The organism is Carboxylicivirga sediminis (assembly GCF_018156225.1).
In the GTDB taxonomy this organism is placed as follows: domain Bacteria; phylum Bacteroidota; class Bacteroidia; order Bacteroidales; family Marinilabiliaceae; genus Carboxylicivirga; species Carboxylicivirga sediminis.
The window spans coordinates 43,031-64,023 of the sequence record NZ_JAGTAR010000022.1; the positions used below are offsets into that span (position 1 = coordinate 43,031).

Consider the following 20,993-nt stretch of genomic DNA (forward strand, 5'->3'; position numbering starts at 1 on the left):
TATAGATTTGCAAATTTATACTACAAAATTACGGCAGAATTACGTGCAACAGTATTGCAAAGTTATCCTTGACAATTAGGGCAAGTTCCTTTTATTACAAAATTGGCATTTTCAAAATTGAATCCTTCGGGTAAATCCACCGCAGGTATAGGTATATTTTTTAAGCAATGAGTTTGACCACATTTAGTGCAAAGAAAATGGTAGTGTAAATCATCCAATGAGCAAGTACAATCATCATCACAAAGAGCATATTTTACTGCACCAGAACCATCATCAACACTATGGATTAGTAAATTGTCCTGAAATGTTTTTAAGGTGCGGAATATAGTTGAGCGGTCTACATTGTCAAATTGTTGCTCTATCTCGTAGAGGCTTAAAGCCTTCCTGTTTTTATCTAATACTCCATAAACCAACTCACGCATGGCTGTTGGTTTTATATTTTTTTGTTGTAATTTTTTGTCTATATCACCTTTCATAATTCACAAATATACTTCCAATAGCTCATTATGAAGAAACAATGACTAGTTTATTTCGGGAGAAGTGTTTTCTAGTCTTCAAACTCAATCGAACCAATCCGTTTTAACCATCCTTCCAGGAACAAATGGTTTTTACCTTTCTTGGAAATTTCACTGAATTCTTTTTTGTGTTTAGGTATCTATTAATACATCCATTGATGATAAGAACCAATAATATACCTCCTGATACAATTAACAAAAGTTTTTACTTTTCTGAGTTAGCGGCCACTTTATAGATTATCCAAAATCCTTACAATACCATTTAGCAACCCTTTATTTAAATGAGATTCTGTACGTTGAATCTTCTGCTTTAAATAGTTTTGAGGTACTTGCTTTTTTATCAGTACCTTGGCTAGCTTCCCTAACTCACTTAATAATTCATTTTCGGGAGGTGGCTGATTCAAGTTCGTAACAGCATTGTGTTTTTGCTGTAGGTTTAAAAGAAACGCCTTATATTCATCTTGCATTTCCTGAAATTCAATCGCAGTTCCACCCTTATCTGGGTGCAGGTGCTTTGCTAAGATTCGGTAGTGTTGTTTGGCTTGTTCAATATCAGTAATGCCATTGAAATACTTCATAATTGTTCAAATTCTTCTAGTGTTATACAAAAATGTTCCAGGATTAAAAGGAGTTGTTGTTTGTTGTAATAATGACGTTTAGTGTGTCCAAAATTTGCTATCTGTTCTTTCAATTGAGGGCATAAATCAATATCACGTCTTAATTGTTGCATGGCTGCATCAACCGATATGCTATCAGGATAAAGTTTTTTTACCAAATCCTGTTTCAATATGGTTCTGCGCACTATCATAGCGTTGGATTTGGGTTGAAAAATGAGTGACAATACACTTGAAACATTGAGAAAAGTAGGCTTGTCGAGTATATTTCGCCTGCTTTTGAAGGCTTTTGAGAACTTTTTAGCTTTTTCAGGCTGGTTTTGAGGACTTTGAGAGTATATCTTAAATACTTTTTTGAATGTTGGAAGAAATAAAGAGGTCTTGTTAATTGATTTATCAAGCTTTCTAATAATTCCAGCCAACTTCCAGAAGTATGGGAAACTTCGGTGGCTGTATTTGAATATTTTGATGAAATAAAAGACTGTTTGTGAAAAACGAAGGTAATACCATAAGAATACCACCATATTACCTGAGTATTGCAACGAATAAAACAAAGAATAAGGTAATATATAGCAAAACAATAGAGGGCTATAAATACGAAAAGCCCCGATAGGAGGCTCACTTTTAATGTATTGAGAAATATTTCAGGCATAATATAAAGCATTACACCCCTGACAATTAGCATGTTAAATTTAGAAAAAATATTTCACACATAAAAAGCACCAATTATCACAAAAAAGGAACAAACAGGGTATATTTGGCTCTTTGTATAAAACGATTTTAAAAATGAAAACCATATTAAAAGTAGAAATTGATTATCCCGGATTAAAAGGGTTTACAATCGAAAATCCGGGACACCTTCCTATAAACGGTGAGATATTTACCTGTCAATGGGAGGATTTTATTGTAGATAGTGCAATGGTAAAACTAATTGATGAAATTGAAGAAGATGAGTACTTCAGGGTTGAAAGAAATTTCAGCAAATACAGCAAGGATGAATCAATGTGCTTTATTGTGCTGCACACGTCTAAAGATTATAAAAAGCATTTTCCTCATAACAAGTAAATAGCATAAAAAACCCGATACCTTAACTGATATCGGGTGAATTTATTCTATTCTTCGTTTTTAATGCGAGTTTTCTGTACGTAGTTGCTCAACCTGCTTTGAGCTTAATCCGGTCATTTTACAGATATATTCATCTGTAGCACCTTCATTAATCATATTAACTGCAATCCGCTTTACAGCCGATGATTCCAATTCACGCCTTGCCTCGGCAAAAGCATCTTTTGTTTGTACTGAAACTGTTTCCATAATCTCATCAATTTTATCTGATTCCATATCAGAAACCTTGTACAAATATAACGCTATTTTCTGAAAGATTGTTTCGTCAATTTCCTTTAACTGTCTAAACATCTGCCGAGCCAAATCAGGATTATTTTGGATAAAACCAATCAAATTATCACTACGTTTCATAAACCATACAGCTACCTTAACACTTGGTCGTTTAAAGTGTCGTATGATAGCATGGTCTTCAATATCTTTTGTATCAAACAAGGCATAATCAAATAAAGGCACAAAGCGTTTAAGCACCTCCGGAACCTGAACAAAACCCGAATCAGTCCATTTTCGTTTGCCATGATAAAACACCATAGTTAATACAGGTGTGAGCTTTTGTTTATTGGCTACCTGGTTCTCCCAAACATTCAAAATGTATCGCAACAACTGTAGGTGTATGTTTTTATCGGGATAGCTTTTGTGTTCGTACAGCAATGAAACCTTAATATCGGTATGGCCAAATAGCATATTGCAGGAAATATCTTTGAAATATGGTGCAAGCTCCTGGTCAACATATTCGGTTGGGTCATACTCCAGACTTTCAATTTTAAGTCCTTGCAAAACATCTTTAGGTAATGAGCCGTAAAGCAAGTCGGCAAGATTCTCTTTTACTGAAAAGAGGCTTTTAAAGAAATTGTCGTGAATGTTATTGTTTTTCTGTACGTTATCATTCTTTTTCATTCGATGCTAATATTTTTAATTAATGCTATTTTAATTTTTCTAAATGCTTTCTGTGGGCTATGGTAATTTTATAAAACCGTCCTCATCCCTCACTTTTTAGTTATATACCTTATTATCAATAAAATAAAATGAGGACAATGAGGACAAGTGAGGGACGAGAGCCGTTTTTCCCTCACTCGTCCCTCATTTATCCCTCGTTCATCCCTCAGCCGTCCTCACTTATTTTTAGAGTAAAAAAATATATAACATTAAATATCAATCTATTAATATCTATCCTCATAGAGATTGAGGAAATGAGGACGGTTTTTGCTTTAATACCAAAGCTAAAGTAAAACTGCATAGTTTTGTATTTTATAATGTTATCCTTTCCAATTCAATGCCCTGGTCTTTGAGCATGTCATAATTCAGTATGTAGGCGCTTGTCCGGCTTTTGCCAAACAGTACATTTTTCCTGCGATGTTCTATAAATGAACGGTGTTTCTTCAGGTACTCACCAACAACCGCCTGGTCAAGTGTAGTCAATCCTTCTTTTCGTGCCTGTTCCCTGTACAATCCGTGTATTGAGCCAACTCTCAAATAAAGTTGTTTGCTGTTGTTTTCACCAACCACAATCTTGTAATGTACGTCCTCGTTAAGTTTGTACAGGTTAACCAAAGATTGCAGCACATGAAAGTATTGCTCCACTTCATCGCTTTGATGTTGTACCGATATGGTAAGTTTTGCGGAGCGGATTAAAGCCTGTTTTGCTGCTTGATAATCAAACGGAAATTTCAAATCAGAATGCTCCATTAGAATCTTCATTGGCGCAAGCACCGATGAGATATTGAGTACCGTTCTTCGGTCAACGTTGCCGTATTCCCTGGTCAGTTCATCCATGACCTCTGAACTTACTCCCGGTTCCTCTTTTGAATAATGCTCTTCAACCAAATGGCGAGAATCAAATACGGAGCATGTAATATTGGTAAACTGTAAACTTTCCTCGGCTGCTTTAAATGATTTTAAATCGGAATAGTTGCCTCGGTTGCTATCGTCAAATTCACCTAACAAGCTACGGCTGCATAAAGCAGGGTCTTGTGTTGGTAAATCCTGACCGCTAATAATTCCTGAACCTCTTGGTCTTGCAACTTTAGTTTCGTTGCCTCCCGATTTAACACCCGTAAGCTTTCCACTACGGTCGGCAATACCTTTTAAGGCTTCAATGGTATTTTTATGGATGCTGTTCTTGTACTCATTTCCCCAAAACGGATGGTTCGTAGATGAATCCATACTTCGCTGCATACCTGTACTTGTACTTCCTGATGCAAGGTTGATACCGTCTTCCATCGGTGGCTTGCCAAACATATACATGATACTGCGAGCTGCGGTACTCTTACCTGATTGGCGTTTTCCAAACAGAAACAGTAAAGGGAAATACCCGAAATTGGCTTTGTAGATAAGGTCACTAAAAACAGTTGCAATGTAATAAGCAATCAATAATTCGGAATTACCCGGATAAACACTACTCATTGATGTTGCCCATTTCCCAAAGTTCCAACTGCTGCCTTTTATCGGCTTCACATACTTTGAGTTTTCTTTGAATGGATTACCACCATCGGAACTACCAATTTTAAGAGCCTTACCATAGGGCAGATAGAAGAAATGCAACAAATGAACCTGACTCTGTTTAATATTATCTTTTAGCTTATCTTTTCCATACTTACCTATAAATTCTGCGGTGGTATTGAGTACATGAAAAGTATCGTTAATTCGTATCTGACTTTCTGGAGGAACGTTTTCAAATTCATCCATGTTGTTTATTTGTGTGGCGTGGGTAGTGATACCATATTCATCAATTGGATGAAAGTTTCTACTGTAGTACAAGCCATTTGCAAACACCCAAAAGCGATTATCCTCATTGTAACCTACGCGCTCCAACTCTTTAGCTTCGGGTATTCCAAGCAGTTTCACGTTTTTAATGTTGTCAAGCTGGCTATCGTTACCGTACCAAAAGAATCCATGTCGCCTGTGTACCTGTTTCTTGAAAGATGCAGGGGTACAAAAATCATCGGATGAAATAATAGCCAGGCGTTTTCTTCCATATTGGCTCATCAGGCGTAAAACATATTTCAGGTCAGTTCTGCCTTGTGGGTCTTTATGAAACACACAGAATAAGGCTTCAAAAGTAAAGTTTGATATTTGCTTTGGGTTCTTGCCTTCAACCGTCCAATAAGCTCCATCTTCTTCATAAAACTGATTGGTAAGAAGGTTCTCCTGTTGTTCCTTTTTCAGCTTGATTATATCGCTGATGTTTTCCTTTTTCTTAACCTTCTTCTCTGTAGGCTGACTATAATCCTTTAAGGCATCCTGCCAAGCTTTCTTGGGCTTTATGAGTTCCGACACAAAATCGAGATACACTTCCTGGTCCGTTCTGTCGTAACATGCAATAAAGGAAGCAATGCGCTTAATAGCCTCTGATTTTTTAACAGGGTCATTGGCAAATTTCTCTCCATACGATTCAGTTTTGAATACCAGGTAATCCGTCTGGTTCTCGATGTACTGAAGAAATAATTCTTTGGTGGTAAAAGTTGAATCGGGGTCTTGCTTTTCAGGAAGTAAAACCACCGACACATGAAATTTATTCTTGATGAGTATTTCTGCATTTCGGTCGGTTGCTCTTAGCCCTGCTGAATCTCCGTCGAAAATCAAAGTCACCTTATTGGTATATTTTTTCAGGAGCTTTGCTTGTGCATTAGTAAGTGCAGTTCCGCACGTTGCAACTGTATTTATTACATCTATATCGTGCATCCGAAGCACATCGGAATAACCTTCAACTATATATGCTCTGTCTTCGTTTTTAATGGCAAAGCGAGCCACATTTAAAGCATACAGTTCATTGCCTTTGATATAGATGCTGCTTTCAGGAGTGTTCAGGTATTTTACCTTTGGATTTTCATTCAGGTCACGCCCGGCGAATGCAATAGTCTGACCTCGTGAATTGGAAACAGGGAATATCAATCGGTTTCTAAAAAAGTCATAAACGCCTTTGTCATTGCTTTTGAGTACGCCAATTTCTTCAAGTATCTCCGTTTTTAATCCTTTATCTCTTGCATGGGCCAGTAGAGCATTGTCAGTTGGAGCATAACCAATATTGAAGCTGCCGTTTTCAGGAATAGCAAGATTACGTTCCTTGATGTACTGTTGGGCATCTTTGTGATTAAACTGTTTCAAAAAGAACTTCTCAATAATGCTACAAGCTATTTTCAGGCTTTCTTCATGTTTGAATTTAGCTTCATCCCAATTGGTGCTTTTCTTCCATTCAAAATTGAGGTTCAAAAGCTTTGCACCAATTTCAACGGCTTCTTTAAATTCAACATTTTCATGCTCCTTAATAAACTCAATGGCATTACCACCTTTATCACAACCAAAGCATTTAAAAATACCTTTTGCCGGGTTTACGCTGAATGAAGCTGTTTTCTCATTATGGAATGGACAACAAGCTTTGTAATTAATCCCTGCCTTTTTTAGTGTGACAAAATTGGAGACAACCTCGTAAACTTCATCGTTGATTTGCTCTATGACACTTTTTGCATCCATCGGCTACCAGTCTTTTCCTGTCAATAACTCACGGTTGTTGCTATCAAGGCACATAAAGAACTCGTACACATTCCCCCTGAAATCGTAAAACTTATCTAAAAGGTGGAAGCCCATGTCTGAACCCCAAATTTTATAAAAGAGTTCATTCAACTCTAACTGTGAATCCTCAATCATTTTTAGAATTTTATTGCCATCAAACGGAATATTGGAGTAGCCGTTTTTTTCATAGAAACTCTTTATGCGGTTATCGAAATAGAATAACTTCGAAATCGTATTAGGTGCTAATGCTGTCATGTGATTTAGTTTGGAAAGTCTAGTGCTAATTGTCGTTTATCCATTTGCCATTCTTCAAAAGTCATTTCCTTAATATCATTAAGTGTCTTTCTCGCCTCATTGAGCAGTTTCTTTTGGTCGCTATAATCAACACGAAGCCGTTCTACTTCTTCTAATTGTTTTTCCAAAGCCTTTTGCTTTTGCTCTAAAAATTCTCCCTGGTCGGTGAAATAATTAAAAAGGGCATTGTAGCATTCCAGTCTATACTTAATGATTTGTTCTTTGGCCTCAGCCTTGACATTTTTGGGGTTAATTGTAAATAGCCAGCCGAATACAAGCTTGAAGGGAATACAAGCCATCTCTCGCTCCTTACCATCGGCAGCAACTATGCCCCTGAGCGGTACAGTTGACCCTAATATTTCATCACTCTTTATTTTTTCTAACTGGCTTGAGTAATTAACTTCTAAAGCTTGACATATTGGTTTAATGGGTACTAACTTTTCTGCATCATCAATAAGCATGATGCTGACATCTTTGATTCTTGCTACTGTTTTTGTTTTCATAATCGTCGTTAGATATATATATAAATGGCAGGGCTACCCTTGAACAACCCTGCCAGAACCGTGCTAATTGTCAAGGGCGGTTATTATTTGCTTTATCTCTTTATGGCTCATCGGATGAAAAATGGTTTCCAATTTTAAATCCATTGCAACAGTCAACTCAATACGTGACATGATGCTTTCTTTCCAATTGGGTAAAACATAAACCGCCTGGCTCTTCTTTAGAAGCTCAATTCGGTTTTGTAGCGAATCAGACCAACTGAACATTGAAAATGCCATTTCGGATGGAGTTACAACTGAACACCTCATGGATTTCAATCTGGCTTTTACCTTTTCAGCATCTACCAAACCATTGCTTTCTTTCAGAGATTTTTCGTCTCCGCAGATGTATATCGTTGCCATATAAAATGTTTAGTGAATTTTAAGTCTATTGCTTAACTGACTCTCAGGTATAATTTGTTTTTTACCTTTCATTTGTAGCAAACGCTTCACAAATGGGAGTTTTATTACCTGTTTATTCTTACTCTTTGCAATTTTTTTCATTTTCTTTTTCATTCAAACTAAATGGGATTGCGATTGTAAAATCATCAATTAAATTCTTTGTCTGATTTCCTCGATTGATGAGTGACGACCTGATTTTACCCACTCTTGTATCTCATCTAATTTGAACAATAGGAGTTTACCACCTGGTTTGTAAAAAGGGATTTGCCTGTTATGTACCCGTGTGTAAATTGTTTTTTTACTTTCTCCTAATAATTCTGCCAGCTCGTTGGCATTAATATAGTCATAGCCTGTAACGGCTTTGCGTTGCATATTTATCAGTTCATTTATTTTCTGATTTAGCTGTTTAAGGCTCTTTAAAGTTTCCGCATTGAAGTCTATTTGTTCATCCATAATCGTTGTTTTTAATTTTTCGATTTGTGGCAGCAAGTATAGACCGTCAAGGCACGGTTTTCCAACGTTGGACTGTCCAATATTTTATAAATATTTTTCAATCAACTGGATGATAAGACAATACAAAAGTGACTATTGCTGATTAAGTGGTTTTTCTCAAAAATCGTTGGATACTCTGAATAGCACTAAATCAAACAAAAAGGTAATTGACTGAATTTTCAATCAATTAACAGCTTTGTTATTACTTCATCTATGTCATCTGTAGGCAAGTTTGCTTCTTTAAAAAGCATCCTCGTTTTTTCCAGTTCAACAATTAAAGTTTTGCCTTCTTTCACAAACGGAGCTTTATTAGACAGCTTGTAATAGTATGTGTTCCTATAGTCGTCAGTTTCTGTTCGATTCAATATAAGTAGGAACCGGGCTAACATGGAAGCTTCAAAATTCAATCGTAATTTTAACCCAAGTAACCTGAAAAGGAAGTAAGCCCACAAAACTTGTTGCGAACTTGAAAGGTTGAGTATTCTATCAATCCTTGATGACATAAAAAACTGACCACCTGCTTTCTCCGGAATATCCTTGGCTTTAGTTTTGAAGTAGTTTAGAAATTGCGTCTTTCCGTAGTAATCACAGAAAAACCGATAATAATCGGATGGGGTTGTTGAAGATAGGTCAACAATAGGGGAGTAAAAATAGATTTCAAGTTCTTGTCGCTGGGTAATTTTTTGCTTGAATGATATTAAATCCTGAAAACATATTGTTTTATCCCGAAGGATATAACGCTTCATTATTTGCTTGAGATTTAATCTAAGAACTCCGGTTTGTCTATAACAAAGTTCTCCATCATGGTTAAAAACCTCAAGCTTCTTGATATAGGTATTGGGCTGTAAAAATGGTAATGAAAAATACTTTTGATTGACTGTTACAAATCTTTCAGCATGTTTCATTTGCTCTCTCCATTCAAGAGCTTCTCCAATAATCTTTTCTATTGGTTTAGATAAAACCAGATAGTGGTAATCAAAAAGCTCCATCAACTTGCGAGAAAATGGGTCGGTCGGCAAATGTGTTAATTTGTCAACCAGAGCATTCATGTCTGATTCCCACGTACTCGTTTGATTGGCTCTTTTGTAGCCTTGCAGCAGCTTCTCAAAAACGGCAAGGCAATCTTTTTCAAAATCTTCTGAACTAAAATCTCTCTCGATCATAAGCTTATTTAATTTTTAATAATTAATTGCCTATGATTATCTCAATGCAATTGAAATTAAAATTACATCCCCTGAAATCTCCTGCTATATAATTTATGTTGATTTATTGGTTACCATTTCATATTTCCTATTCTTAAAGAGTTTAATCATAAGCAAAAATTCATATTTGTAAATTCCCTGCAAAATTAGCTTTTCGAGAAAATAAGATTCGCCTTAATTGATTAAATGAAGTTGAGCATTTTTTTAAATGAGAAACAAAAAAATGCCGTTTTGCATCCATTTGAAATGAATTTAGAACGGCATTTTTGGTTAAAATTGACGTATTTTTGATGTCAGATTAAAAAAAAACAATTTTTTTTTCGTTCTATTTGTTATTCGATAATGTCTTTAAAAGTATGCGATTTTGTATGATAGGCAATATTTGCAAAACGCCTTAAAAATGCTTTAATAAATTGATTATAAATAAAATATAGAGATGTTATTTTGAACGAAAAAATAACCTGAGTTCGATTTAAATTTCAGAATTCAGATTGTCATAAAGAATTGATATACAAGGCAAATTTTGCAGGGCTAGCGAGCTAGCTCGAAAAATTTAACGCAGTAGATTAGTTTTTTATGACAATGCATAGATGTTTCACTTATAAACAGCAATTTTCTTCCCGAAATTTATTCAAAATAGCCCGCTATTCTTTCATAATTTTCGATTGAAACTCACTATTTATAAGCGATCTGAATCAGAAATTTTACGTCGAACTCAGGTTAATAACTTTTTATCCCATGAACAAGCACCTCTACCTCATTCACTGTCTGGTGGCAAGCCTCATGTTGCTGATAGCAGCCTGCACCTCTACGCCCCAACCTTCGTTTACTTTTACCGAGCTGGATACGCCAACTCAGGCTTCTATCCGTGGGCTTAGCGTTATTAACAATCAGTGCCTTTGGCTATCGGGTTCAGGAGGCACCATCCTTAGAAGCAATGATGGCGGAGGTACCTGGCACGATTGCTCCATCAGTCACGAAGCAGGCAACGACTTCAGATCCATACATGCCCTTGACTCCCTGCAAGCCTTTGTTATTGGGGTGAATAACCCGGCAATTATCTACCAAACTACCAACGGCGGGCGCGAATGGCATGCAGTAGATACCCTTTCGGGTGATGGGCTGTTTTTCAATTCATTGAAGTTTGCCACGAGACGCAAAGCACTGGCTGTTTCGGATCCGGTTGACGGACGTTTTATGATTCTGCGCAGCACCAATGGCGGGCGAAGCTGGGAACGCAGCCAGCAAGTACCAATGGCCCTGCCGGGCGAAAGCAATTTTGCCGCTTCCAATACCTGCATCGAATACCTGGACAATGGCTATGCCTGGATGGCCTCTGGAGGCCCGGCCGCCCGTATCTACCTCACACAGGATGACGGCACCAGTTGGCGTGTTGTCAGCACCCCAATGAAAGCCCAATCGGCATCCGATGGTATCTACTCCGTGGCTTTTAGCAATGCACAAAAAGGCATAGCTGTGGGCGGTAACTACATGCACCCCGAACTTAATGACAGCATTGCGGCCTATACGAGCGATGGTGGCTTAAGCTGGCGGCTGGCCCAATCAATGCCGACAGGCTTTCGCTCTTGCGTGCAATATGTAACTGTAGAGCACACTCAGCTGGCTGTTGCCATGGGCAAAACAGGTTATGACTATTCTATGGATGATGGTAAAAACTGGCTGCACGGAGGTGAAGAAGGCTATTACACCCTGCGCCCGGTACCAGGTGAAGCATCGGCCTATGTAGCTGGTGCTAATGGTCGCGTGGCTCGCCTTACCATCCAGTTTAAATAACTACTCCCTTCGTTTCTTTGGGTTAAAGCCCAGGTAATGGTCAATGCCGGCCTTTGCTTTCCAGCGGTAGGCAATACCCACCCGGAATTCGATGGACGCGTTATGTGTTTTATTGAACTGCCCCGGCACCTGTGCATCTCCCACATATACGTTGGGCAGGCCATACTTAATGGTAATACCCGTAGACACCTTCACAGGTCTGCTTGAACGCAACTCAAGTTCCTGCCCCAACATCAGACCATAATCAAACGAAGCATATTTGGAGGATACATCCATTACTTCACTGCCCACCTGCTCCGAAGCCGACTGCATGTGCGCCACATAAACCCCTGCCACATTGCGCCGTATCAACTTATCTTTAAAATAACTGCGCCTGGCATTTTGTTTTAGCAACAGCTCGGTAGCCAGGTATTGCAGTTGCATATCCTTTGACACATACTCGCCATAGCTGTAAAAATTATAGCTCTGCTTTGTATTGGATGAAACAAATACATTCGACTCCAATACATAGCGTCGGTTGATAGCATACTGCAGGTTTAGACCCACATCGGGCATAAAAGCCAGACTGGCGTTGTTCATACCGGCAGGCGAAAAACCATCCAGTGTTTCCTGATTAAGCAGATACGTGTTTTTAACGGCTGTTACCACACCTGTTGTCCAGCGGCTATCCCTACGGTCGTGCAATAACTCATCCTCATCATCCAATGCTTGAACAGGAGCAAAATCAGCCATCCAGTAGGTATTGGGGTGACGATACTGCCTCAGGCTGGCTGCGCGATTGATATTCACACCATCGGGCAATTGTATATAGGCAGCTTTTCCCTCCAATGGGGTATTTAATTGCGGGAGTGAAAAAGAGCCTGATGCAGGTATCGGGAAACAAGCAATTGTACTGCTTTCTTCGTTTGGGTGAATCGTATTACTTGTTTTTACACCAGGCTCATCACGTAGTAATGTTGCTATGTACGTTTCATTAGTATTCTCTTGGGGCGACAGTTCATCTTGGGACCTGTCAGTAACACTGACATCGACCTCATCTGACAACAATTCAGCGGATACCAAATCTGAATTCTGCACCTCATCAGCAGGCTGATGTCCTTGCTTATTATATTGATGCATTTTTGCTATGCGGGGTTGCGTAGGTTCAGGTGTAAATATTTGCAAAATGCCGCCAACACCAATGAGCAGGGCGATAACTGCTGCGGCCAGCCAGCGCGAATACCTTATATATACTGGTCGTTTTGCCTCCTCGTCAAGCTGCCCTGAAATAGTATCCCACACCTCATCGACATCCAGCTCATTGGCTATGCCTCCCCACACCTTGTCAATCAGTGCCTGCTCCTCATCATTGGGCTCAACAGGTAACGCATCAGTATCCAGTGCCTCCGAAATATTCATCCATACATCATCAGGTGCCTGCAGTACGTCCTGCTCCAGCAACTCCCGATACTTTTTATGGAATTCGTTATTTTGCATATTATACCTCAATGCCAGTTAACTGTTCATTCAATAGCTTGCGCGCCCTGTTGAGCTGGGATTTAGAAGTGCCTTCACTGATGCCCAGACGTTCAGCAATTTCTTTATGGCCGTAGCCTTCAATGGCGTATAGGTTAAATACAATACGTGCTCCATCGGGCAGCTTTTCCACTTCTTTTAGTAAATCCTGACACACCAAAGGATCGGTAAACTCTTGCGACGGTTCAGCATATTCGCCCAAATCATCAATTCTCAGGGTTGCAATTTGCTGTTTCTTCCGATAAGCATCAATGGCCGTATTGGTAATAATTCGCCTTATCCAGGCTTTCAGCGCACCTTCTCCACTATAGGCTTCTATATTTCTAAACACCTTCAAAAAAGCATTCTGAAGGATATCTTTTGCATCATCTCTATCGGGCTCATACGCCAGGCAAATACGCAGCATCTCACCAGCATATTTACGGTACAACTGCTCCTGTGCTTTTCGCTCCCGCCTGCGACATCCATCGAGCAGCTGCTCATCACTTATATCTATCACCACAGCCGGCATTTATTGAATAATCACCTTCATTGAACTTTCGAGGCGAAACAAAATGGTTTCATACAGATCCTCATTGGCATCTGACGACACCTCTATATACAACTCGTCGTCATCGTTCTCCACCTCGGCATTTTCCCATGATGCCGATGAGATGGAGCGCACCGCATAATAGGGATCAATAAGCAACAGCATCGCATAGCTATTGGCGGCTGTCAGTGTTATAGTCTGGGCGTCATCCGTTGCAAACGTGTTCACTCTAAATTGTTCATCTTCATCAATAACAATGCGCAGTGGCAATATCCTTCCATCGGCTTTAAGGCAATGTCCGCTAATTAGGATACCACCGTCAATATCCAGTTCATCCCCTTCGTCATCACCATCTGTAGCATCGTCAAGCTCATCCATATCACCCACTACAAACAGCCATTGCATATGCGAATACACGCCTTGTGGTATATCAAAGTGTTTGATGAATCCTTCACTCTCATTTGAGAAAGTAACCGGCCCCATTGGTTTGTCGGCTTTTGTTGAAAAATGCACATCGCCTCCCTGCTGCCTATGCCCGTCAAATTGAATTTGCTGAAAAAACACTGTCCCTGTCTCAAAACTAATAGTGGGGGAACTGCCATCTGCCAGTTTTACCAGCAACTGAGTAGCTACAGGCTGCGTAAATTCTTCCTTCTGGCAGGCACCCATGAACAATAGCGTTAAGCTAACGATGCTAAATTGTGTAAAATATTTTCCCATTTGAGTTATCCTGTTCATACCAGTGACGAAACAGTTGTGTGAAAGGTTGGAATGGGCAGACACTTTTTTTACCATGGGTTGACAGTTAAATATTAACGCCACAAACATAGGCTGAAGGTGTCAGTCGACCAATGATCTAACTCATCATATAGCAACAGCAACCTGCTTATAATGTGCTCAATATTTAATTTAACCTTTGCCCGCAGACGAATTGTTTGTATATTTAGAATGTACCTTTAAACAAATCACCATGAATGCATTTTTAAAAAATTTTGGAATCATCCTAATCGTTTTGGGAGTGGTAGTACTGGCCTTTTATGCCATTAACACTCCACCTAGTAACACGCCTTTGGTATTTGCGGCTTTGCTGCTTATTGGCGGAGCAGCTTTGTATGTTATACTTAACCGAATTATTGATTAGAACCTCAGGCAAGTTCATGCTCGTAATTGGGTTGAAGATAAAAGCCGCTTTAGTTGAATGCTAGAGCGGCTGTTGTATTTAAACTTTCTCTGAACTATTTCTTTCATCTATTTGTAGCTGACCAAAGCCTGACCATTCCACACCGGAATGGTTTTACTAATACTTGTTTCAAAGCAATAGGCTAAATCATCGACGTAGCCCTTTTGCTGCAACACATTATAGTGGTAACCACTAGTTGACAACTGCCCAAGGTTATCCCTGTGACTTTCATAAAGAGCTTTTTGTGCCAATGCAAAATCGGTACACTGAACAGCCATACCAGCTTTTTGTAGCTGATAAATAATTTGTCCGGCACAGAGTGCATCTTCCAGAGTATATAACCCATTGTTACCCGAACAAACGATAATTACGTCCTCTTTATTCGACAGAAACTGACAGACTGCATCACTATTAATAAACGATGCCACAATTAGTTCTTGTGCCGTTAATGAGTTGTTGATGGCCAGCGTGCCGTTGGTGGTTGTCATCACTAAGGTTTTCCCACTAACAACATCCGCAGTATATGATAATGGAGAGTTGCCAAAGTCAAATCCAGGGATGGGTTCGGCCATTCGCTCACCGCCTAAGAGCACATCCCGGCCCAACTGCTTTTTCATTTCAAATGCCTCATCAGGTGTTGTAACCGGTATTACGGCTTTGGCGCCATTTTGCAAGGCTGTTATCATCACTGAAGTGGCTCTCAAAACATCAATCACCACCACTGTTTTTCCTTCTACCACTTCCGAATTAACCAACTGTGCCGTGGCCACCACATCTATCTGCATATTAATGGTTTTTATACACCGTATCGTGCTTTATACAATATTCTGAATCGTGTCAATAAAAAGATGCCGGCTGATGCCAAGCCTGCCAGGTAACCAATCCAAATGCCAACAGGACCAGCATTGAAGGTAAATGCGGACAAGTAGCCAATGGGCAATGATATGAGCCAGTAGGCAATACCGGCACCAATAACAGGCATAACCACATCTTCCAACCCGCGAAGGATTCCGAGTGCAACTACTTGTACACCATCAAAAATCTGGAATAAACCGGCTACTACCATCAAACCAGCCGCTATCTCAATTACTTCTCTGTCATCAATAAACAAACCTGGCAACCAGTAACGCAGTGTCAAGAACAAAATACCCATACCAGTCATAAACATCAATACCAGATGAATAGAAGCAAAGGCGCTGTGCTTAAGTGTCAGATAATTCTTTTGTCCTCTGAAGATGCTCACTTTTATGGTGGTAGCCGAGGCTAGTCCGGATGACATCATATAGGTTAAACTGGCTAAACTGAGTACGATTTGATGAGCCGCCAGGCTAACTGCATTGATCCATCCCATCATAATGCTTCCCAGGCTAAATGCAAACACCTCAATGACAAACTGAAGACCAATAGGAAAACCCAGTCGGCATATGCGTACAAAAGCCGTTTTGGAAAAACGCGTTAAATGTATGCCACGGTAGTTATTGAAAAGTGTGATACGATAGGATATCCATACGAAAACAATGGCCATCATAATACGCGACACCAGCGTGCCAATACCTGCGCCAACAACTCCTAAGGCCGGCGCACCAAAGTGCCCATATATAAACATGTAGTTGAGGCCAATATTCAACAAATTACCACCCACAGTAATGTACATGGCAATACGCGTATTACTTAAGCCCTCGGCAAATTGCTTATAGCTGTTAAACACCTGTAATGGTATTATTGACAACACTAAAAGCAGGTAATAAGGTATGGCTTCTTCAACTACCCCTGCCTCCTGCCCCATCAGTGGCATTGCCCAAACAATGGCTCCGGCAATAACAGATAATAATACTCCAATAATTAAGTTGGTAAATATGCCTTGCTGAAACCAATAGGCACATTCATCTTTATTTTTGGCACCATAGGCTTTGCCAACCAGCGGCGTTATAGCAAAGGAAATACCTATACCCAGTACCAGCACGTTAATAAAAATACTATTGGCAAAAGAGGCTGCTGCCAAAGGAATGGTTCCTACCTGTCCTACCATTAGTGTATCTGCCAAATTGACCAGCATCTGGCCAGCCTGGGCTAATACCACTGGTGTAGCCAGTTTTAGATTGGGCCAATAATGTGCTGCGTAACTATTTTTCATTCAAGCTCTACTCTTATCAGGCCACAAAAGTAGAGAAAAGAATAATACACAGTATAGCATATGCGTATTTACCCCCAATGGTGCTTCCACATCTCATAAAAACGCCCTTTCTTATCCGCTTTCAGCTCTTTAACACTGCCCGATTGTATGACCTCCCCTTTACCGAAAACAAACACCTCATCGGCAATATTAATTACACTCATACGGTGCGCCACCATAATAATGGTTTTACCTGCCTTCTTTAAGCTAATAATAAGCTCTTTAACAATGGCTTCGGAGCGATCATCAAGGAAGGACGTAGCCTCATCAAAGATATACACCTGGGGATTGAGATAGAGCATACGGGCTATAGCTAGTCGCTGTCGTTGCCCACCAGAAAGCTGTGCCGCGTTTTCGCCCAGCCATGTATAATAGCCCTCAGGCAATTGCTCAATTGTCTCTTCTAAACCAAGTTGCTGTATAATCGCACGGATGCGGTTTATATCAGGTTCAGCATCACCCAGTGCAATATTTTCAATCACATTACCAGTAAACAGTTCAATGTTCTGCGGCACAATGCCAACTACCCTTCTCAAATGAGTGAGATTTATCTGTGCCACATCGTGTTTACCAATGGAAATGCTGCCACTATTTACCGGGTATAAACCCTGAATAAGCGCTCCAATGGTTGACTTTCCCGAACCGCTATCTCCCAGTAAAACCGCTATACCACCCGACTTTATTCGCATGCTAAAGTCTTGAAACAAATCCTGTTCAAGGGTATATGAGAAGTGAACCTTTGTAAAAACAATATCACCCACATCCTCATGTGCAAATGGCATCGCGGGCTTATCAGCGTTTTCCTGCTTAAGTTCGAGCAGCTCAAAAAGGCGATCCATCGCTATCAGAGCTCCATGCACACTCTTGTTAATAGCTGCTAACCTGGCTACTGGCCCGGTGAAATAGGCCGAAATAGCGAAGAAGGACATCAATTCACCGGCTGATAGTTCTGTATCAATGACCAATCCTGCACCTGCCCAAAGAATAACCAACGTGAGCACCCTGTTTATGAATTGCATGCCAGACGACGAAAAAATATCGAGCTTACCTGAACTATAAACTTTTTGAAGTACGGCCATTAAGCGATTATCAACACCATTGGCAAAATGCTCTTCAGCACCCATCTGTTTGATGGTTTTAACGGCTCGCAATGATTCAACCAGTTGTATCTCCAGTTCAGCTGTTTCTTCCATCTTAGCTCTTTCAAGACGACGGTTAACAGCATTGGTTATCAGAAATAGTAACAAGTAAATGGGAATAACCGCATAGGACAATAGTGCCAGTTTCATACTAAATACCATCATCACCAGAAACGCAATAATGATGATTAAAATATCGACCACAGCCTCCACAGCTACCTGATTGATAAAGTTGCGTATTTTAACGGCATCATTAACACGGGAAATTAACTCGCCGATGCGCATGCTGTCATAGAACTTTTGTGGCAACTTTATTAAATGCCGGAAATAACCAGAGATTAGTGAGGTATCAATATTTTGGCTGACACGCAATACAAACCAGGATTGCAATACTCCTATTAACAGTTGAATCGCAAAAATAATCAACATAATAACCCCAAGAAGGTGCAATAAGTTCTGGTTATGTCCTACCAGCACAAAGTCGGTTAGTTTTTGAATATAAAAAGCTGTAGAAAGGCCCAATATGGAAAAAACCAATGCTCCGAGACCTGATTGCATAAAAATGGCTCGGTGCGGCTTTATCACATTCCAGAATCGCCGATAGTTAGAAACGGTTTTATCCCCGCCATTAAAATCCACAGAAGGAATTAATAAAATAACAACTCCTGTCCATCTGGTTTTAAAGGCTTCCAAGGGCATTCTTTCCATCCTGCCAAAAGCCGGATCCATCACTTTAACTTGCTTTTTACTCACACCATAAATCACCACAAAGTGATGGGAACCAGATGGCTGTTGTAAATGAGCAATGGCGGGCAAGGGTAACTCCTTCAAATCAGACAAGTCTATCTCAACACCCTTAGCATCAAACCCTAATGATTCGGCAGCTTTGATTAAACCATAAGCACTCGTCCCCCCTTTATTGGTGCCTGCCTGGCGACGAATATCCCACAGTGGCAATCTCAAACGATAATACCTGGCTACTGAAGCTAAGCATGCGGCACCACAATCTGTTGTATCATATTGCTGTATACTAAGCTTCATCATTTACCGAGGTTTAAGGTTTTAGTATCATTTATAATCTTTGGATTTAGCCAGTCATCAACATTATCAAACAACAACTGAAACAATGAACGCTGCGTAATCACAAAACGTCCTGTCAAGCTCATTCCCTTTCTAAGTGAGCCTTTAACACCGTTCTTGAGCTTCAGATGATCATCTGACAAGCGACACCTTATTAAATAGCGATAGGTATCATTCATCAGTACCACATCATCAGCTACCTCCACTACCTGTGCCCTTAGCAGTCCCCACTGGTTGTAATCATAGGTATCAATCTGCAACTGAACGTTCATACCCGGGTGTATAAACCCAATATCTGCCGGACTGACGTAACACTCTGCAATCAATTCCTCTTCAGGCGACAGATAAGCGATGTGCTGATTTTCGTTGAGTATATGCCCTGACGCAATGCTCATGAAGTCGATAAGGCTACCTGCAAATGGTGCCGTAATAATGTACTGATTCTGTTGTTGCTTAAGTTGCTCATTGCGCCCCTCCACCTCATGAATGGCCAGGGTATAGTTTCGACGTTCACTTTCCCAGCGAGCTTTAGTTGACGTTTGGAATGTCAGTAACTCATTACGAACTACGTCCAATTTAAAGGAATCTTCCTGGAACGTTGTTAATGGTACAACTCCAGCGGCATACAATTCGGTTGTTCTGTCAAAATCAATGTTGAGCTTTTGTATTTTCCCACGATAAGCATTTAGTATGTTTGTATATTCATCCTTTTCTTTCTTATACAGCGAAGTAAGAAGTTCATCAGTATCACTTTCGTTCAGCAAAGCTGATAAGTCAGCTACATAATTCTGCTGCAAAATAATCTGCTGATTATTAATAGCCATCTCATTCTGAATTCCACTCTGGTGAAGCCTAACAAGGGTGTCACCCTTACTAACTTTTGCATTCTCTTTGATGTAGCAATCGACTACTCTGGCAGTTAAGGGCGATACAATAGCTACTTTTTTATTTTCAGAGGTGATGATTCCCCGGCTTTGAACAGATACATCTACATAAATAAAAGGCAGGGCGCAAAGAGTCAGAAGTAAAATCATTAAAATCACCCAATACAATGCATATCCGCGATAAAAGTTAGCAGAATAGTAATTGAATTTATTTTTAAGCTGATCAAATTTGGGTGTATCAGTGGGCATTTTATCAATTGCTACATCCCGAAAATAACAATTTTATTTAAGATTAAGCAACGATAGCATTCCTGCCAACAATATCGCGTTACTTGGATGCCCTTACTTTGCTGGTTACTATCCACCGAATGCCATCTTTAAAATAGCCATCCTCTTCGTAAAGAAAGCTGTTGGTTTCCTTTGAGAAAAATATCTCAGCTCCCAACGAGGTCATCATATCGATGTAGAAATAGAGCATACGCACAGACATACACAGCCGCCCGGCTAACTCAATAGGTGAACCAGTTGCTTTGCCTCTGATTTCGGTATCAATCAGGGCGATTGTTTTATGTACTTCGTGCTGCGCCAATATTGCTCTCCTTTCCAATTAAGATGAGGATAAAGAAGGTGAGGGGTACTAGGTGAGATAATGTGAGAATCGGGAATCTATAAGGGAAACCGCCTCACCTTCTTTGGTTCCTACAAACAGTCTGCGTTCAGACTTAACTAATCGGGATAGTTTTATATATTTTTATTGTTTTCATATATCGTGCTTGTCCAAAGCCTTTATCCGATATTAACACTAAGCTATAACTTGGTTTTATTGTCTTCGCCTTGTGCTGGCAAATTCGCATTACCTTCTCCTCCTACTATCTTTTTCAAAAAAGCGGCATCTTTTGCCATAAACTTTTTATATTGCTCTTGTTTTTTTGAATTAACTATAGACTTCATGATACTATCGTATTAATGGTTTCTATAGGTTAATTGCAGAAATCGGGAATCGTAACACCTTT

General features: G+C 39.8%; 22 protein-coding genes. 3 read left to right on the plus strand and 19 right to left on the minus strand.

From position 1 onward, the window contains the following. Positions 1 to 62 precede the first annotated feature (62 nt). The 3 genes from KDU71_RS14250 to KDU71_RS14260 all read right to left on the minus strand — a co-directional run bounded on the left by KDU71_RS14250 (position 63) and on the right by KDU71_RS14260 (position 1,551). The gene (locus KDU71_RS14250; protein ID WP_244828497.1) at positions 63 to 476 is read right to left on the minus strand and encodes a Fur family transcriptional regulator; all 414 of its coding nucleotides are present in this window, start codon (positions 474 to 476) and stop codon (positions 63 to 65) included. A gap of 269 nt (positions 477 to 745) precedes the next feature. After that, entirely contained in the window at positions 746 to 1,093 is a 348-nt protein-coding gene (locus KDU71_RS14255; protein WP_212191762.1) for a hypothetical protein, read from the minus strand. Further along, positions 1,090 to 1,551 (minus strand): DUF4248 domain-containing protein, encoded by a 462-nt coding sequence (locus tag KDU71_RS14260; protein ID WP_212191763.1) that lies wholly within the window; start codon positions 1,549 to 1,551, stop codon positions 1,090 to 1,092. Before KDU71_RS14260 ends, KDU71_RS14255 begins: the two co-directional genes overlap by 4 nt. Before the next feature lie 364 nt (positions 1,552 to 1,915). Here KDU71_RS14260 and KDU71_RS14265 point away from each other — a divergent pair, with 364 nt between their 5' ends. Next, positions 1,916 to 2,194, plus strand: a complete 279-nt coding sequence (locus KDU71_RS14265; protein WP_212191764.1) for a gamma-glutamylcyclotransferase family protein — start codon at positions 1,916 to 1,918, stop codon at positions 2,192 to 2,194. A gap of 60 nt (positions 2,195 to 2,254) precedes the next feature. On the opposite strand, the gene KDU71_RS14270 is transcribed toward KDU71_RS14265, so the two are convergent. The 7 genes from KDU71_RS14270 to KDU71_RS14300 all read right to left on the minus strand — a co-directional run bounded on the left by KDU71_RS14270 (position 2,255) and on the right by KDU71_RS14300 (position 9,647). Further along, positions 2,255 to 3,145, minus strand: a complete 891-nt coding sequence (locus KDU71_RS14270; protein ID WP_212191765.1) for an Rpn family recombination-promoting nuclease/putative transposase — start codon at positions 3,143 to 3,145, stop codon at positions 2,255 to 2,257. A 351-nt stretch (positions 3,146 to 3,496) separates the two neighbouring features. After that, positions 3,497 to 6,718 (minus strand): DNA primase, encoded by a 3,222-nt coding sequence (gene dnaG, locus KDU71_RS14275; protein WP_212191766.1) that lies wholly within the window; start codon positions 6,716 to 6,718, stop codon positions 3,497 to 3,499. Between the two features lie 3 nt (positions 6,719 to 6,721). Further along, positions 6,722 to 7,012, minus strand: coding sequence for a hypothetical protein (locus KDU71_RS14280; protein ID WP_212191767.1), 291 nt, complete (start codon positions 7,010 to 7,012; stop codon positions 6,722 to 6,724). A 5-nt stretch (positions 7,013 to 7,017) separates the two neighbouring features. Further along, complete coding sequence (locus tag KDU71_RS14285) at positions 7,018 to 7,554, minus strand: phage antirepressor N-terminal domain-containing protein (RefSeq protein ID WP_212191768.1); 537 nt, start codon at positions 7,552 to 7,554, stop codon at positions 7,018 to 7,020. Between the two features lie 63 nt (positions 7,555 to 7,617). After that, complete coding sequence (locus KDU71_RS14290; protein ID WP_212191769.1) at positions 7,618 to 7,953, minus strand: DUF4406 domain-containing protein; 336 nt, start codon at positions 7,951 to 7,953, stop codon at positions 7,618 to 7,620. 189 nt (positions 7,954 to 8,142) lie between these two features. Further along, a complete protein-coding gene (locus tag KDU71_RS14295; RefSeq protein WP_212191770.1) occupies positions 8,143 to 8,445 on the minus strand; it encodes a helix-turn-helix transcriptional regulator in 303 nt (100 codons plus the stop codon). Positions 8,446 to 8,663: 218 nt separating this feature from the next. After that, complete coding sequence (locus KDU71_RS14300) at positions 8,664 to 9,647, minus strand: hypothetical protein (protein ID WP_212191771.1); 984 nt, start codon at positions 9,645 to 9,647, stop codon at positions 8,664 to 8,666. A 777-nt stretch (positions 9,648 to 10,424) separates the two neighbouring features. On the opposite strand from KDU71_RS14300, the gene KDU71_RS14305 reads away from it, so the two are divergent. After that, positions 10,425 to 11,480 (plus strand): WD40/YVTN/BNR-like repeat-containing protein, encoded by a 1,056-nt coding sequence (locus KDU71_RS14305; RefSeq protein WP_212191772.1) that lies wholly within the window; start codon positions 10,425 to 10,427, stop codon positions 11,478 to 11,480. On the opposite strand, the gene KDU71_RS14310 is transcribed toward KDU71_RS14305, so the two are convergent. Genes KDU71_RS14310 through KDU71_RS14320 form a run of 3 tightly spaced genes read right to left on the minus strand, consistent with a single transcriptional unit; the run spans position 11,481 to position 14,244 of the window. Then, positions 11,481 to 12,956, minus strand: a complete 1,476-nt coding sequence (locus KDU71_RS14310; protein WP_212191773.1) for a hypothetical protein — start codon at positions 12,954 to 12,956, stop codon at positions 11,481 to 11,483. Between the two features lies 1 nt (position 12,957). Then, positions 12,958 to 13,494 (minus strand): RNA polymerase sigma factor, encoded by a 537-nt coding sequence (locus tag KDU71_RS14315; protein ID WP_212191774.1) that lies wholly within the window; start codon positions 13,492 to 13,494, stop codon positions 12,958 to 12,960. A gap of 12 nt (positions 13,495 to 13,506) precedes the next feature. Beyond that, the gene (locus KDU71_RS14320; protein ID WP_212191775.1) at positions 13,507 to 14,244 is read right to left on the minus strand and encodes a hypothetical protein; all 738 of its coding nucleotides are present in this window, start codon (positions 14,242 to 14,244) and stop codon (positions 13,507 to 13,509) included. Between the two features lie 250 nt (positions 14,245 to 14,494). Between KDU71_RS14320 and KDU71_RS14325 the strand changes: the two genes are divergently transcribed. Next, positions 14,495 to 14,665, plus strand: coding sequence for a hypothetical protein (locus tag KDU71_RS14325; RefSeq protein ID WP_212191776.1), 171 nt, complete (start codon positions 14,495 to 14,497; stop codon positions 14,663 to 14,665). A 107-nt stretch (positions 14,666 to 14,772) separates the two neighbouring features. Here the strand turns inward: KDU71_RS14325 and KDU71_RS14330 are convergent, their stop codons facing one another. The 6 genes from KDU71_RS14330 to KDU71_RS14355 all read right to left on the minus strand — a co-directional run bounded on the left by KDU71_RS14330 (position 14,773) and on the right by KDU71_RS14355 (position 20,931). Then, positions 14,773 to 15,489, minus strand: a complete 717-nt coding sequence (locus KDU71_RS14330; RefSeq protein ID WP_212191777.1) for a 2-phosphosulfolactate phosphatase — start codon at positions 15,487 to 15,489, stop codon at positions 14,773 to 14,775. A gap of 11 nt (positions 15,490 to 15,500) precedes the next feature. Further along, positions 15,501 to 16,838 (minus strand): MATE family efflux transporter, encoded by a 1,338-nt coding sequence (locus KDU71_RS14335; RefSeq protein ID WP_212191778.1) that lies wholly within the window; start codon positions 16,836 to 16,838, stop codon positions 15,501 to 15,503. A 68-nt stretch (positions 16,839 to 16,906) separates the two neighbouring features. Beyond that, positions 16,907 to 19,060, minus strand: coding sequence for a peptidase domain-containing ABC transporter (locus tag KDU71_RS14340; RefSeq protein ID WP_212191779.1), 2,154 nt, complete (start codon positions 19,058 to 19,060; stop codon positions 16,907 to 16,909). Further along, positions 19,057 to 20,229, minus strand: coding sequence for an HlyD family secretion protein (locus KDU71_RS14345; protein WP_212191780.1), 1,173 nt, complete (start codon positions 20,227 to 20,229; stop codon positions 19,057 to 19,059). Before KDU71_RS14345 ends, KDU71_RS14340 begins: the two co-directional genes overlap by 4 nt. Positions 20,230 to 20,308: 79 nt before the next feature. After that, positions 20,309 to 20,587 (minus strand): hypothetical protein, encoded by a 279-nt coding sequence (locus tag KDU71_RS14350; protein WP_212191781.1) that lies wholly within the window; start codon positions 20,585 to 20,587, stop codon positions 20,309 to 20,311. A gap of 200 nt (positions 20,588 to 20,787) precedes the next feature. Continuing rightward, positions 20,788 to 20,931 carry a hypothetical protein gene (locus tag KDU71_RS14355; RefSeq protein ID WP_212191782.1) on the minus strand — a complete coding sequence of 48 codons (144 nt, stop codon included), beginning with the start codon at positions 20,929 to 20,931 and terminating at the stop codon, positions 20,788 to 20,790. Positions 20,932 to 20,993 lie beyond the last annotated feature (62 nt).

Excerpts from the sequence above, each read along its gene's own strand:
- KDU71_RS14250 (WP_244828497.1), bottom strand. The coding sequence starts at position 476 with ATGAAAGGTGATATAGACAAAAAATTACAACAAAAAAATATAAAACCA.
- KDU71_RS14255 (WP_212191762.1), bottom strand. The coding sequence starts at position 1,093 with ATGAAGTATTTCAATGGCATTACTGATATTGAACAAGCCAAACAACAC.
- KDU71_RS14265 (WP_212191764.1), top strand. The coding sequence starts at position 1,916 with ATGAAAACCATATTAAAAGTAGAAATTGATTATCCCGGATTAAAAGGG.
- KDU71_RS14270 (WP_212191765.1), bottom strand. The coding sequence starts at position 3,145 with ATGAAAAAGAATGATAACGTACAGAAAAACAATAACATTCACGACAAT.
- dnaG (WP_212191766.1), bottom strand. The coding sequence starts at position 6,718 with ATGGATGCAAAAAGTGTCATAGAGCAAATCAACGATGAAGTTTACGAG.
- KDU71_RS14280 (WP_212191767.1), bottom strand. The coding sequence starts at position 7,012 with ATGACAGCATTAGCACCTAATACGATTTCGAAGTTATTCTATTTCGAT.
- KDU71_RS14285 (WP_212191768.1), bottom strand. The coding sequence starts at position 7,554 with ATGAAAACAAAAACAGTAGCAAGAATCAAAGATGTCAGCATCATGCTT.
- KDU71_RS14290 (WP_212191769.1), bottom strand. The coding sequence starts at position 7,953 with ATGGCAACGATATACATCTGCGGAGACGAAAAATCTCTGAAAGAAAGC.
- KDU71_RS14295 (WP_212191770.1), bottom strand. The coding sequence starts at position 8,445 with ATGGATGAACAAATAGACTTCAATGCGGAAACTTTAAAGAGCCTTAAA.
- KDU71_RS14300 (WP_212191771.1), bottom strand. The coding sequence starts at position 9,647 with ATGATCGAGAGAGATTTTAGTTCAGAAGATTTTGAAAAAGATTGCCTT.
- KDU71_RS14305 (WP_212191772.1), top strand. The coding sequence starts at position 10,425 with ATGAACAAGCACCTCTACCTCATTCACTGTCTGGTGGCAAGCCTCATG.
- KDU71_RS14310 (WP_212191773.1), bottom strand. The coding sequence starts at position 12,956 with ATGCAAAATAACGAATTCCATAAAAAGTATCGGGAGTTGCTGGAGCAG.
- KDU71_RS14320 (WP_212191775.1), bottom strand. The coding sequence starts at position 14,244 with ATGGGAAAATATTTTACACAATTTAGCATCGTTAGCTTAACGCTATTG.
- KDU71_RS14325 (WP_212191776.1), top strand. The coding sequence starts at position 14,495 with ATGAATGCATTTTTAAAAAATTTTGGAATCATCCTAATCGTTTTGGGA.
- KDU71_RS14330 (WP_212191777.1), bottom strand. The coding sequence starts at position 15,489 with ATGCAGATAGATGTGGTGGCCACGGCACAGTTGGTTAATTCGGAAGTG.
- KDU71_RS14335 (WP_212191778.1), bottom strand. The coding sequence starts at position 16,838 with ATGAAAAATAGTTACGCAGCACATTATTGGCCCAATCTAAAACTGGCT.
- KDU71_RS14340 (WP_212191779.1), bottom strand. The coding sequence starts at position 19,060 with ATGATGAAGCTTAGTATACAGCAATATGATACAACAGATTGTGGTGCC.
- KDU71_RS14345 (WP_212191780.1), bottom strand. The coding sequence starts at position 20,229 with ATGCCCACTGATACACCCAAATTTGATCAGCTTAAAAATAAATTCAAT.
- KDU71_RS14355 (WP_212191782.1), bottom strand. The coding sequence starts at position 20,931 with ATGAAGTCTATAGTTAATTCAAAAAAACAAGAGCAATATAAAAAGTTT.